16 protein-coding genes are annotated in these 12896 nt (G+C 53.3%); 9 read left to right on the forward strand and 7 right to left on the reverse strand.

Annotated features, from left to right (window positions below; all coding sequences use genetic code 11):
* Positions 1–184: 184 nt before the first annotated feature.
* Positions 185–583, forward strand: a complete 399-nt coding sequence (locus ACIPUG_RS07980) for a DUF350 domain-containing protein (protein WP_014916529.1) — start codon at positions 185–187, stop codon at positions 581–583.
* A 62-nt stretch (positions 584–645) separates the two neighbouring features.
* Here the strand turns inward: ACIPUG_RS07980 and bsmA are convergent, their stop codons facing one another.
* A complete protein-coding gene (gene bsmA, locus ACIPUG_RS07985; protein WP_051902893.1) occupies positions 646–954 on the reverse strand; it encodes a biofilm peroxide resistance protein BsmA in 309 nt (102 codons plus the stop codon).
* A gap of 106 nt (positions 955–1060) precedes the next feature.
* Here bsmA and ACIPUG_RS07990 point away from each other — a divergent pair, with 106 nt between their 5' ends.
* Positions 1061–1513 carry a hypothetical protein gene (locus ACIPUG_RS07990; RefSeq protein ID WP_052321855.1) on the forward strand — a complete coding sequence of 151 codons (453 nt, stop codon included), beginning with the start codon at positions 1061–1063 and terminating at the stop codon, positions 1511–1513.
* Positions 1514–1543: 30 nt separating this feature from the next.
* Here the strand turns inward: ACIPUG_RS07990 and prfH are convergent, their stop codons facing one another.
* The 3 genes from prfH to ACIPUG_RS08005 form a co-directional block, all read right to left on the reverse strand.
* A complete protein-coding gene (gene prfH, locus ACIPUG_RS07995; protein ID WP_400338090.1) occupies positions 1544–2167 on the reverse strand; it encodes a peptide chain release factor H in 624 nt (207 codons plus the stop codon).
* A complete protein-coding gene (locus tag ACIPUG_RS08000) occupies positions 2164–3285 on the reverse strand; it encodes an RNA ligase RtcB family protein (RefSeq protein WP_400338091.1) in 1122 nt (373 codons plus the stop codon). Before ACIPUG_RS08000 ends, prfH begins: the two co-directional genes overlap by 4 nt.
* 237 nt (positions 3286–3522) lie before the next feature.
* Complete coding sequence (locus tag ACIPUG_RS08005) at positions 3523–5463, reverse strand: methyl-accepting chemotaxis protein (protein ID WP_014916525.1); 1941 nt, start codon at positions 5461–5463, stop codon at positions 3523–3525.
* 294 nt (positions 5464–5757) lie between these two features.
* Between ACIPUG_RS08005 and yjfP the strand changes: the two genes are divergently transcribed.
* The 6 genes from yjfP to ACIPUG_RS08035 all read left to right on the forward strand — a co-directional run bounded on the left by yjfP (position 5758) and on the right by ACIPUG_RS08035 (position 8629).
* Positions 5758–6510, forward strand: coding sequence for an esterase (gene yjfP, locus ACIPUG_RS08010; protein WP_400338092.1), 753 nt, complete (start codon positions 5758–5760; stop codon positions 6508–6510).
* Positions 6511–6692: 182 nt separating this feature from the next.
* Positions 6693–7085 carry a 30S ribosomal protein S6 gene (rpsF, locus tag ACIPUG_RS08015; RefSeq protein WP_005974793.1) on the forward strand — a complete coding sequence of 131 codons (393 nt, stop codon included), beginning with the start codon at positions 6693–6695 and terminating at the stop codon, positions 7083–7085.
* Positions 7086–7090: 5 nt separating this feature from the next.
* Entirely contained in the window at positions 7091–7411 is a 321-nt protein-coding gene (gene priB / locus ACIPUG_RS08020; protein WP_015841576.1) for a primosomal replication protein N, read from the forward strand.
* 4 nt (positions 7412–7415) lie between these two features.
* On the forward strand, positions 7416–7643 hold the full coding sequence (rpsR, locus tag ACIPUG_RS08025; RefSeq protein WP_005974788.1) for a 30S ribosomal protein S18: 228 nt from the start codon (positions 7416–7418) through the stop codon (positions 7641–7643).
* A gap of 41 nt (positions 7644–7684) precedes the next feature.
* On the forward strand, positions 7685–8137 hold the full coding sequence (rplI, locus tag ACIPUG_RS08030) for a 50S ribosomal protein L9 (RefSeq protein ID WP_010279043.1): 453 nt from the start codon (positions 7685–7687) through the stop codon (positions 8135–8137).
* Positions 8138–8266: 129 nt separating this feature from the next.
* Complete coding sequence (locus tag ACIPUG_RS08035; protein ID WP_205530129.1) at positions 8267–8629, forward strand: DUF488 domain-containing protein; 363 nt, start codon at positions 8267–8269, stop codon at positions 8627–8629.
* On the opposite strand, the gene ACIPUG_RS08040 is transcribed toward ACIPUG_RS08035, so the two are convergent.
* Complete coding sequence (locus tag ACIPUG_RS08040) at positions 8626–9339, reverse strand: LysM-like peptidoglycan-binding domain-containing protein (RefSeq protein WP_039502023.1); 714 nt, start codon at positions 9337–9339, stop codon at positions 8626–8628. The genes ACIPUG_RS08035 and ACIPUG_RS08040 overlap by 4 nt on opposite strands.
* 356 nt (positions 9340–9695) lie before the next feature.
* Between ACIPUG_RS08040 and fklB the strand changes: the two genes are divergently transcribed.
* Entirely contained in the window at positions 9696–10316 is a 621-nt protein-coding gene (gene fklB, locus ACIPUG_RS08045; RefSeq protein WP_010279036.1) for an FKBP-type peptidyl-prolyl cis-trans isomerase, read from the forward strand.
* Between the two features lie 91 nt (positions 10317–10407).
* On the opposite strand, the gene ytfE is transcribed toward fklB, so the two are convergent.
* The gene (gene ytfE, locus ACIPUG_RS08050; protein ID WP_010279034.1) at positions 10408–11073 is read right to left on the reverse strand and encodes an iron-sulfur cluster repair protein YtfE; all 666 of its coding nucleotides are present in this window, start codon (positions 11071–11073) and stop codon (positions 10408–10410) included.
* Positions 11074–11175: 102 nt separating this feature from the next.
* The gene (ipdC, locus tag ACIPUG_RS08055) at positions 11176–12843 is read right to left on the reverse strand and encodes an indolepyruvate decarboxylase (RefSeq protein ID WP_400338094.1); all 1668 of its coding nucleotides are present in this window, start codon (positions 12841–12843) and stop codon (positions 11176–11178) included.
* Between the last annotated feature and the right edge of the window lie 53 nt (positions 12844–12896).

Below are 12896 nucleotides of genomic sequence, written 5' to 3' on the forward strand. Positions count from 1 at the left end.
ATGTGAGGAGACTCGTGCGGGTATGAAGGCTGGGGGATAACGCGTTCCGCTGGGGGCTTCTGCATTGTTTATCACGTAAAGTCATGTATAAACGCTTTGCTATGCAAGAATCATCTATATTCTTCATGCTTCCTGTTATTTATTGCTGATGCGCCAACGGGGCTCATTTAAAAGGAATATCGCTATGCCTATTGTTACGTCGCTACTTGCTTTCGCTTCCTATTTCTTTATCGGGTTTGCCATGGTGCTGGCCTTTCTGTTTATCTACACCCGCGTCACGCCGCATGATGAATGGGCGCTGATTAAAGAAAACAACGCTACGGCGGCTATTGGGTTTGGTGGGGCGTTAATTGGCTATGTGATCCCGCTTTCCAGTGCAGCGATTAATTCGGTGAGTCTGGTGGATTACATCACCTGGGGCGCAGTCGCGCTGGTGGTGCAATTGGTGATTTATTTCGCGGTGCGCCTGTATATGCCGCGCCTCAGCCAGCATATCCAGAATAATGATGTCGCCACCGGTGCCTTTCTCTGTGCGGCCTCGCTCAGCGGCGGGATTCTGAATGCGGCGTGTATGTCGTATTAATTTGCCGTTGCATCACAATACCGGGAATCCGCCCGGTATTTTTTACAACCTGCCCATCCGATTCAGCGATACAGCACGGCGCGCGCAAACCACATGCCGGGGAGCGTGGCAGCCTCGGATTTCATTACAATCACATAATAATGCGCGCCGGAAGCATCGGCCTTTTGCTGAAGGGCACGATCCACATCATCTGCGTTTCCGCGCATGCTCACCGAAATCGTCCCCATTTTTTCCAGCGTGCTGGCTTGCGCGTAGCGAATTTCAAGCGCTTTCTCCGCAGGCGGCGGTGGCGCGACAGGCTTGCCTTGTATGATCTGGCAGCCGGACAGCATCAGTATTAGGGGTAAGAAAAGTATCCGCACGATGTTCATCGTTTCAGCCTGACAGGAGTAGATAGCGGAAGTGTAGCGCTATCGTCGGGTCGATGGCATTCTCTTTAGCAGGGAAGCTGTTCAATTTTTGGAAGGAGTCTGATCTGTGCGTTGTATCGTTAATGCTGCTTTCTTGCTGTTGTTTACTGGCTGTGCGTATGCCGAACCTTCATTACACGAATTAGATTCGATCTATCAGCAGTGCCGTGAGCGAGGTAAGGATAGCCCTGTCGCGCTGCCGTCTGAAAACGACTGGTTCTGGACGTTAAACAACGATGATAAAGCCACCGCGCTTGTTTATTTGAATGAACAGGCGATGAATCGCTGTACCGGCAGTGAGGTGGATAAACTGGCGATAAAAGCATTCCATTTGGCGGTGGAAGGCGAGCGGGATTTCCTGGATTCGCTCATTGCGGCGCGGACAACGACGTTGAAGCCCTTGCAGCAGCAATGGATAGCCTCGCATCGCGATGAACTTAATCGACTCGGCAAACAGCCTGCTTTACAGGTGCCGTTTAGCTTATCCCAATACTTTAAGGCCATTTCCGAGAAAAAATAACGGGCAGTCGGTGCTGCCCGTGAGCTGAGGTTAGCGCGAGGTGATCAGCGTAAAATCTTCGCCTTTGAAGATTTTTACCGGATTGCCGCGTTCGATCTGATGGTGGAACAGACGCCGCTGTGCCCGTAGTTCAGCATGCTGCTGCTGTTGTAACGCTTCCAGACGATAGGCGATGAGATAACAGGCCAGACGCTTGTTGGCGTGCTGGCTGCGTTCACTCTGTACCTTCACCGTGATACCGCTGGCGACATGGGTGGCGCGGACGGCAGACTCGGTTTTATTCACATGCTGCCCACCGGGACCAGAAGATTTGGTGGCTTCAAAGCGAATCTCGTTATCGGCAAACGCCTGTTCCTGATGAAAGCGAGCGACGCCGATAAACCAGTTTTTGCGTCCGCCACCCTTACGCCAGGGGCTATTGCACGTCCACTGAAGTGTACCGCACCAACTGGCGGCCAGCGGTTCCGCCTGCTCACCGTTTAACAGAACCAGTGCGGAACGTAGTGTGCCCGCGCGTTTCCCCGCTTCGGTTTCGATAATTTCACAGTTGGCACCTTGCTGCGCGGCATCTCGCGTCAGAGCCTGCAAAGCCTTTGCGGTTGCCAGCATGCATTCGTCCGGCCCCTGCGCGGCGGAAAACTGAAGCAATATCATTTATCCTCCCCGCGTGTTTTGTAGGTGAGTACCGGTTTCAGGCGAGCAATCAGCGTGATTAATCCCGCTTGCTGCATCGCACCGATCACGCTGTCTATCGGTTTGTAGGCTTCTGGTGCTTCCTGAAAAATCAGCTGCCTGTCCTGACAAATCACGCGGCTGCCGAAACGGGTACGCGCGAGTTGCTGGACGCTGTAACGTGAAGACAGCCGATCTTTACACTCCGTGCGCATCCACTTCCTGCCCGCGCCATGTGCCAGCGAATACAGGCTATCGGCGTGAGGAATGGGTTGCACGATGTAGCTGTAGTCGCCGCGCGAACCGGGAATGATGACCGGTCCACAGTCGGCGGGTGTCGCGCCTTTGCGGTGCAGCCAGCCGGAAATGCCATCAATCGTTGCTGATGTCACCAGATTGTGATTCACGTCCAGTGCGGCATCGCCTTCCGTATGCCAACGTTCCAGCATTCGCTGCGCGATCAGTCGCCGATTGTGGGTGGCAAACGTCAGCGCGAACTGGTGCTGTTCCAGATAGGCCTCCGCGGCAGGTGCATTGGCTTCAAGCCCCTGATGGCCGAATTCCCGCACGTGAGCTTCCAGTATGGTTTGCCCTAATCCGCGCGAGCCGCTGTGGACGAGCAACAGCAGCTGTTTAGGATCAATGTGCAAAGCGTGTAGTTCATCGGGTTGATAGATTTCATCAAGCTGCTGTAATTCCGCAAAATGATTACCGCCGCCGATGGTGCCCAGCGAATAGCGAAAATCCGCCAGAGAAGGGGGAATCTCGATATCGTCTTCCAGTGGCCCATCGATATTACCAAGCCGTTTCTCCAGCTTATCCAGAGATATTTTGTTGGCGTTCAGGCTCGTGCGCCATAGCGCCATGCCGCAGCCGATGTCGTTTCCGACCAGCGCTGGATAGAAACGCTGTTGTGAAAAAAAGGCGGCACCGATAGGGTAACCTCGGCCCGGATGCAAATCTGGCATGCCGGCCACGCGAACCATATCGGGAAGTTGTGATGTAATGTGAAGCTGTTGGATTGCTTTATCTTCAATCCAGGTATTTTCCGTCGCGATCACACTGACGCGCGCCGAAATAGAGCGAATAGCATTGCCCATAGATCATCCTGCTGATCAATTTAAAAATAGGGTAAGGCAGGCTACAGCTGGGGGGATAACGCAAAGCGGAAAAGAATGCGGAATTAGTCCCGAGATGTCCTGCAAAGAATCAGAGTTAGTGTTGTCATGATGTCGTCTCCTTTGTCAGTGTGGGGGATGGGTGAAAAAAACGTCGGCATAATACGCAAGTGGCGGCCATCGTGCAATACCTGTGACACGATGGCCGCTGTGTGAATGTTAAATACGGAAGACGCTGACCAGCTCGCTGAGGTGGTGGCCTTTCTGGCGCAGGCTCTGCGCCGTGTCTTCCGAATTGTTGACCAGAATGGCGTTTTCCTGTGTTGCCTGACCAATCTGTACAATCGCGATGTTCACCTGGCTGATACCGGCGGACTGTTCGCGTGAGGCGATATCGATATCGTTCACGATGGTGCTGACTTGCAAGATGCGGTTACGCAAGTCGTCCATTACCGCCTGCGTTTTTTCTGAGAAATGATAACCCGCTTCGATTTTCTCCAGTGATTCATCAATCAGGGTTTCGATCTCTTTCACCGCGGTGGAGCTGCGCTGTGCCAGCGCCCGCACTTCAGCAGCAACCACGGCGAAACCTCTGCCGTGTTCACCTGCGCGAGCGGCTTCTACTGCGGCATTCAGTGCCAGAATATTGGTCTGGAAAGCGATAGATTCGATCACGGTCGTGATATCAGCAATCCGCTGCGATGAGTTCTTGATGTCGCTCATCGTAGAAACGGAGTCGGTGACAGTCTGGCTGCCGTTTCGTGCTGCGGCGGCGCTCTGCTCTGCCAAATCTTTGGCGGCGGAGACGTTATCGGCGTTCTGCTTCACGCTGGCGGAGAGTTGCTCCATGCTGGCAGACGTCTCTTCGACGCTACTGGCCTGACGGGCAATCTGCTCGCTGATGTTTTCGCTATCGGCAGCCAGCGCATCGGTGCTGGCGCTGATTTCTTCGGACGAATTTCTCACCTGCGACACGATGGTCGTTAGCCCTTGTCCGATGCCGTTAATGGCATCGATCAGGCGGCCAACTTCGTCGCTACGGTTGCTGGAGAGCGTCGCGGTCAGGTTACCGGCAGAAAACTGTTCCGCCACTTTGACGATTTCAACCAGCGGCTGGCTCAGCCACTTACGTGTCAGCATGACAAAGAATGCGGCGAACAGCAGAACCAGAATAATACCGCCGCCCAAAAACAAGTTACGGGTGTGATTAATTTCTGCCATCAGGCTTTCTTTGCTCACCGTGCCTGCAACAATCCAGTTCCACTGCGGAATACTGCGGTACACCATGATTCGGGTTTTCTCTTCGCCCGTCATCGTGTTGTTGTCGTATTCGATCGTACCATTACCGGTTGCCAGCACTTTCTCTAACGCACCTTCTGACCAGTCAGGGCGTTGGTTGGCATTGCTTTGGTGGTAAAGATAGTTGCCTGCATCCTTTCCTTTTTTCGTGCTAAGTACAAAGAAATGGCCAGTTTCACCCATTTTCTTGTTCAGGATAGTTTGCTGCATCTCGGTAAATTGCTTCGTGATGTCGACACCGACGAACAGAATACCGATCACCTTGTTTTCACTATCGCGTATCGGTTGATACTGGGTGATGTACTGTTTGCCGAACAGCGTGGCTAACCCACTGTAGGTGTCGCCTTTCATCACGGGCGCATAGGCCGGACTTTCACGATCGAGTTTGGTGCCCATCGCGCGCGATCCATCTTCTTTTTTCAGCGACGTGGTAACGCGCGTAAAATCCTCTCCATCGCGGACAAAAATCGTTGAAATCGCGTGGGTACGGCTCAGAAAGTCGTCCGGCACTTCGGTATTGAGGTTCAATACCGTGTCGCCAGCCTTAAGCGTTGGGTGAGAGGTGTTGCCAAAAGGCGTGCGGTTCACGGTATCCAGTGAAAACCGCGTCGGCAGAAAGCTCGCCAGCAGCCGCGTATAGTTGCTAACCTCGGCTTGTAGGCTGGTATCGTACATGTTGATCATGTCGGTGACGCCATTCACCTGGCTCTGCATGTCGTTAAGGGTCAGGGTTTTGAGCTGATTGCCTGCTGATCGGGTGAGGGATAGGGTGAATGCAATGAAAAGTATCGCCACGCTCAGTGAAGCGATGACGGATAGCTTGATACCCAGGCCCCAGTGTTTAAAAGAAAGTCCCAACATATGTGTGTCTCTTATAATAAAAAAGGTTATTTTTTAGTCTTGCTTCACATGCGTTAACGGCAGTAAGTGAAAAAAAATTAATCACGGAGTGTAAACATTCATTTCAGTTATTGATCTAGATCAATGTGATTTTTTTATTTACATAAATGCGCCGATTAAACCAGCACGGAATCAGTGACGACACGGAGATAAGAAAATGGCTGTGAGTGGGTTATCGTAGAAGGTCATCCCCTTTCTGCTAAATACGATTTCGCTACATAAAAATAGGCTGACAGAACAGAAAACGAGGGAAATATGGTCGAAATGTCACTGGATAAACTCGGTAGCGGTATTGAAACGATTCACGCGGCCCCAGCGGGAAGGAAAGAGCAGCCCCTTCCGACGATTTTTTTCTTTCATGGTTACACTTCATCAAAAGAGGTGTACTCGTATTTTGGCTATGCGTTGGCTCAGGCTGGATTTCGGGTGATTTTGGCCGATGCGGCCATGCACGGTGCGCGCTATGACGGGGATGACGCACGGCGGCTGCGCCATTTCTGGGATATTCTGCAATCGAATATTGAGGAACTCCCCGGCTATGTGGCGGAATATCGGGAGCGTGGCCTGATTGATGGTGAGCGGATTGGCGTTTGCGGTGCGTCGCTCGGTGGAATGAGTGCGCTTGGGTGTATGGCGCGTTATCCCTGGATTAGCGCGGTGGCGGCGTTTATGGGATCGGGCTATTTCTCTACGCTATCGTCCGCGCTGTTTCCCCCGGTTCCGGCCAATAGTGAGGAAAATCAATCGGTGTTGCAGACGTTAGCGAGCAAACTGGCGGATTATGATGTCACTACGCGTCTGGACATGTTGTCCGATCGACCGTTGCTGGTGTGGCACGGTGAAGCGGATGATGTCGTGCCGGCGGCAGAAAGCGCCCGTCTTTATCAGGCATTACAGGCGCGTGATAAGCTGGCTAACCTGATGTATTTGACCGAGCCGGGCGTGGGGCATCGCATTACGCCAACGGCGCTGCAGGCGGGGGCTGATTTCTTCCAGCGGACGCTGTAATCCTGCCCTGATGGTTTAAACCATCACCACGCAGAAAACTCCCGTGTTTCTTCCTTGTGTTCTTTAATGTCGGGCACTATACTTACGCGTCATTTTTTCAGCCGCACACATACACGTTCCTTGCCTCCACGGGCCGCGGTTGACCCAGACAGGAGGCTGAATAATCCGTAAGGAGCAATTCGATGCGTCATTACGAAATCGTATTTATGGTTCATCCTGACCAGAGCGAACAGGTTCCGGGCATGATCGAGCGCTACACTGCTACCATTACTGGTGCGCAGGGCACGATCCACCGTCTGGAAGACTGGGGCCGCCGTCAGCTGGCTTACCCGATCAACAAACTGCACAAAGCTCACTACGTTCTGCTGAACGTTGAAGCACCGCAGGAAGCGATCGATGAGCTGGAAACAAACTTCCGCTTTAACGATGCCGTTATCCGCAGCATGGTTATGCGCGTTAAGCACGCGGTAACTGAAGCATCTCCAATGGTGAAAGCGAAAGACGAACGCCGTGAGCGTCGTGAAGATTTCGCTGAAGCTGGCGATGATGTGGATGCAGGGGATTCTGAAGAGTAATTGTTGTGGTGACGGTGAATCGTCTGGTGTTGTCCGGCACAGTGTGCAAGACGCCCATTCGTAAAGTCAGCCCGTCAGGCATTCCTCACTGTCAGTTTGTGCTTGAGCACCGCTCGACACAGGAGGAGGCCGGATTGAGTCGACAAGCATGGTGTCGTATGCCCGTGATTGTCAGCGGACTCTCGTCACAAGCAGTTACCCACAGTATAACGGTCGGCACGCAACTTACCGTGCACGGATTTATTAGCTGCCATCAAGGGCGCAATGGTCTGAGCAAGATAGTGTTACATGCCGAGCAGATTGAATTGATAGATTCTGGAGACTAGCCACATGGCACGTTATTTCCGTCGTCGCAAATTCTGCCGTTTCACCGCGGAAGGCGTTGTAGAGATTGATTACAAAGATATCGCTACGCTGAAAAACTATATCACTGAAAGCGGCAAGATTGTTCCGAGCCGTATCACCGGTACTCGTGCAAAATACCAGCGTCAGCTGGCCCGCGCTATCAAGCGTGCGCGTTACTTGTCTTTGTTGCCGTACACTGACCGTCATCAGTAATCGGCCACTGTCCATTAACGAGACTTTGAGAGGATAAAGTAATGCAAGTTATTCTGCTTGATAAAGTAGCAAACCTGGGCAGCCTGGGTGATCAGGTAAACGTTAAAGCGGGCTATGCTCGTAACTTCCTGGTTCCACAGGGCAAAGCTGTCCCGGCAACCAAGAAAAACGTTGAGTTCTTCGAAGCACGCCGTGCTGAACTGGAAGCCAAACTGGCTGACGTTCTGGCAGCTGCTGAAGCTCGCGCTGCTAAGATCAAAGAACTGGGTAGCGTTACCATCGCGTCTAAAGCAGGCGACGAAGGTAAACTGTTCGGTTCCATCGGTACTCGCGATATCGCTGATGCGGTAACGGCTGCCGGTGTTGACATTGCTAAGAGCGAAGTTCGCCTGCCGAACGGCGTTCTGCGTACTCTGGGTGAGCACGAAGTAAGCTTCCAGGTACACAGCGATGTCTTTGCTGAACTGAATGTTGTTGTTGTTGCTGAAGCGTAATTCACGTTTATCGTTGAATTAACACTTTAGTTAACATGTGAAACGCTGGCCTTGTGCCAGCGTTTTGCATTTTAGGGATCGGGAAATGACCTATCATTACCTATACCTAAAAAGCAGGCCGGAGGCCGCATGTCTGACTTGATTCATCTCACCCGTGTTTATGACGCGCACGCCCCTTTCTCTCCCGACACTTTTCTGATTGACCGCCTGTGGCCGCGTGGCATCAGCAAAGCGCGTCTGGAGGGTGTTGAGTGGTTTAAAGATATCGCGCCGAGCAGCGAGTTGCGCAAATGGTTTCACGCCGAACCTGAACGCTGGGCGGAATTTGTGGATTATTATCGTAATGAGTTAGCGCAGGGCTCGGCGTGCGGCAGGCTGTTGGCGTTACTTGAAGAGAAGCAGGCAATCACGCTGCTTTATGGCAGCAAAGACGCGCATCACAACCATGCTATCGTTCTGCGCGATTTTCTATTGGAACGGCTGGCTCGCTAGCGGGTGCGCGTAAAGGCACCGTCCGCACCGCGGGTGAACCGAATCGTCTGGTTCGCCGTGGTTTCGATCTCCAGCTCGGCGACCATACCTTGTGCATTCAGCTGTAATTTAACGGCCTGACCTGCCCGTAAATTGCTGAGCGGCTTATCCCGGCCTTCCACCTGAGCCATCGCGAACACATCGCTGACGGGCAGATTGTTATCGCGAAAGAGCTGTGCCAGCGTTTGCCCCGAGGCGATCTCATACTGTCGCCACGGTGCTGATGACTGTGTTGGAGGCTCGGTAGCCGCAGGCTGCTGCTGGGGTATGGAAGGCTGGTTTTCAATAATCACGGCCTGCATCGCCGCCTGATTGTCTGCCTGCGTAAGAGGCACGGGCGTGGTACGGGCAGGCTGCGGATGTTGGGCGCTGTAAGGCCAGAGCAGCACGACGAGCAGCAGTGCGATAGCGATTAAAATCCCGCGGCGATGGAAGAACGGCAACGGTTCCATCCAGTGATAACCGTCGGGCAGATGCCAGACTTTCTGTAGCATGGCACCAAGACGCTCGCGCAGGGAAGGAGAGGGCAGTTGTTCCTGCTCTTCGCGTTCCCCGTCGTTTTCTACGGCTACAGCATGTGAGGGCTGCCGCTGGATGATTCGCTGGCAGAAGCGTACTAGCGTTTGATAATCCCAGGTGGTTTTCCGCTTCCTGGGCGCAATTCTGCCCATGGTGACCTCTCTTACTACAGTTCAGTATAAAAACAATCAGTATAAAAATGATGTCACTAACAACGCTATGCCAGTCACTAAGCTATACCAGTAGCCATGCGGCGTCGGCATAAAAACAGTATCAGGATAATAACGCAATCCAGTATACCGATAATCCGCATGGGCTGACCAGTTAACGCGTTGATGATTAAGGCAACCCGTGCGATAGCAACATCAGAACTACCAGTATAGGCCAGCTTCCCGGAATGGCTTGGCTGGCGTGCGGTTAACGTGATTACCTGCACACAGGATTTTACCCCAATCCCCGTCGCTGTTATGCTGCGCTTTCAGTTTTTTACAGATTAAAAGGAACATCCATGACAACTCCTTCTTTTGATAGCGTCGAAGCGCAGGCAAGTTACGGCATCGGCTTACAGGTTGGTCAACAGTTACAGGAATCAGGTCTTGAAGGCCTGATCCCAGAAGCTCTGCTTGCTGGTTTACGTGACGCGCTGGAAGGTAATGCGCCTGCGGTGCCTGTGGATGTGGTTCATCGTGCGCTGCGTGAAATTCACGAGCGTGCTGATGCGGTACGTCGCGATCGCCAACAGGTGCTGGCGGTAGAAGGTCAGCAGTTCCTGGCCGAAAACGCGCAGAAAGAAGGCGTGAACAGCACGGAATCGGGTCTGCAATTCCGCGTGTTGACGCAGGGTGAAGGTTCGATCCCAGCTCGTCAGGATCGCGTACGTGTGCATTACACCGGTCGTCTGATTGACGGCAGCGTGTTCGACAGCTCCGTCCAGCGTGGTCAACCTGCTGAATTCCCAGTAAGCGGCGTGATTCCAGGCTGGATTGAAGCGCTGACGCTGATGCCAGTTGGTTCCAAGTGGGAACTCTATATTCCGCACAATCTGGCGTATGGCGAACGTGGCGCGGGTGCTTCCATTCCGCCGTTCAGCGCGCTGATTTTTGAAGTGGAACTGCTGGAAATTCTGTAATCTCCAGACAAAAGAAAGGCGCTCATTGAGCGCCTTTTTTGTTTCTACTTAATTGTTTTTAATTACTTTGTTTTTATTAAAACGACATTACTTACTCACCGCGCAGCGCGCGTGGGAACAGCAAATTGTTTTCCAGATGGATGTGTTCCATCAGGTCGGTAATGAATTCGTTGATACCGGAGTACAGCGCACGCCAGGTATTGCAGGCACCTTCCGGTGGTACAACGCCGTTGGTCAGTTCTTTGACCACTTCCACATCGCGTCCAGCGTCATCGTGCTCATGCTCCATCACTGAAATCGGTGCGGCAGCATTCGCGCCCATTCCCTGACTGATCATTGGGAAGAGGATGCGTTCTTCTTTCATCATATGCTGAGACAGCTCGTTATAGATGGCGGTCAGCTGGTTTGCGAGGCCGTGTGGGCAATCGGCTTTATCGTGATGCACGCGCTCGACTTTTTCTGCCATCAGAATCAGCTCTGGCAGCTGTTCGCGGTGGCGATCGTGAAAGCGAGGGATGATGTACGCGATAATGTCGGCCAGCGGTGCTTCACGCCAGTCGCGCGCGTCAGAAGGCTGTGCGGCCAGTTTTTCTAGCTGTGCTTCCAGCTCGTCGATATTGAGATCTTTTTTGCCCGCCGCGCGGCTGAGCGTTTGCTTTCCGCCGCAGCAGAAGTCCAGATTGAGTTCACGAAAGAGTTTGGTCGCGCGCGGAATAGCGATAGCCAACTCACCCAGGGATTGATCGCGGTATGCCATGATGATGCCTCTCAACGAATGCAGTTTATAAATTGCATTTTAAATGCATCTTTAATGGTTGAATATACCGCTTACGAGGTAGGCGGTAAAAAGTATGCCGTTCTACTGTACGGTATTGCGGGTCTCAAGCGACTGCGTGATGGTGTGTAAGAGCGCGGGAATATCCATTCTCGGCAATACCACCTCAATGAGCGAGAAGCGAGACGCGGCGTTCACCTGCTCAAGCACCTGCGCGAGGGCAACGGGTGAGCACACCTGTTTGCAGAGTATCTCGTTTTCATCCGCGCCCAGCGCGGCGGGAAGCTGCGTCCAGTTCCAGGCCGCGATATCGTTGTAGCGCTGTTCAGCGCCGTGAATGGCGCGTTCGACCGTGTAGCCTTCGTTATTCAGTACCACAATGACCATGTTCAAACGATCCCGAATGATAGAGCCAAGCTCCTGTACGGTGAGCTGCAGCGATCCGTCGCCGATCAACAGCACCACGCGCCGTTCCGGTTCGGCAATTTGTGCGCCGAATGCGGCTGGCAGAGAATAGCCTATCGATCCCCACAGCGGCTGGACGATGAAGTGGCAGTGGCTCGGCAGCCGGAGCGCCGCGGCGCCAAAGCAGGAGGTGCCCTGGTCGGTCACGAGAATATCGCCAGAGCGGAGGAAACGCTGCATCTGTTGCCACAACTCCCGCTGATTGAGCGTGTCTGTGTGCTCTGATGGCGGTAAGGCCGGCGGCGTAATGGTGCGGTGATCCCAACGGGACGCGAGTGTCGCAGTGATTTTTTCCAGCGCGGCGATAGCGTCTGACATTGGAATAGCGGGGAAAACCTGACTGCCGACACGCGCCAGCGTGGGCTGGATATCGATGTTTTTTTCGCTGGGAATCTGGTGGCTGAAGCCAGTGGTAATCGTATCGGTGTAGCGTACGCCAATGCTGATGATGACATCCGCGTCTTCGATGTGTGCCCGGATCGCTTCGTGACTGCCGCCACCTGCGTAGGTGCCAGTAAAGCTGCGATGCTGTTCGTTTAGCGTGCCTTTCCCCATCAGTAAAGTAGAGTGGGGGAGCGGCGTTTTATCGAGCCAGCGTTGGATTTGCTCTGCAGCGCCAACGCGCTGAGCCAGAAAATCTGCCAATAATGAGACCGATTTTGCCTCACTCAGCATCGCTGTGGCGGCGCTAACAAAGGCTTGCAGTGACTCATCAGAGCGTAATGGTTCAGGGATAACGAGCGAGTACGGTCGTGTTCCAGCCGGTGCGGCAGCCACGTCCAAGGGCAGAAACAGATATACCGGCTTGTGTTGAGCAAGCGCTTCTCCAATGACCCTGTCGATCTCTGTGGTGGCGTTCTCGACGGTGAGGCTGGCTTGGGCAACGGTGACTTCTGCCGCCATGCGGGAAAAGTGGCTAAAGTCGCCGTCGCCTAATGTGTGATGGAGTAATTCACCGTTGTGTTGTGACGCGAGACTAGGGGCAGCGGCAATGTGAATGACGGGCAGACATTCCGCATAGCTGCCTGCAATACCGTTAATCGCGCTGAGCTCGCCGACACCGAACGTGGTGAGTAAGGCCGCCGCCGGACGGCATCGCGCGTAGCCATCGGCGGCGTAAGCGGCGTTTAACTCGTTCGCGCAGCCCACCCAGGCGATCTCCGGGTGCCTGATGACATGATCGAGGAAATGCAGGTTGTAATCGCCCGGCACCCCGAAGAGATGCTGAATACCAATCTGTGTCAGACGATCCAGTAAATAATCTCCCACCGTATAGTTTTCGCTCATCGATGCTTCCTCTATGAATGACGGATATTCTGAAAGTAAGTATTGGCGCTAAG

Origin of the sequence: Pectobacterium sp. CHL-2024, assembly GCF_044751765.1 — a bacterium.
Lineage (GTDB): Bacteria > Pseudomonadota > Gammaproteobacteria > Enterobacterales > Enterobacteriaceae > Pectobacterium > Pectobacterium brasiliense.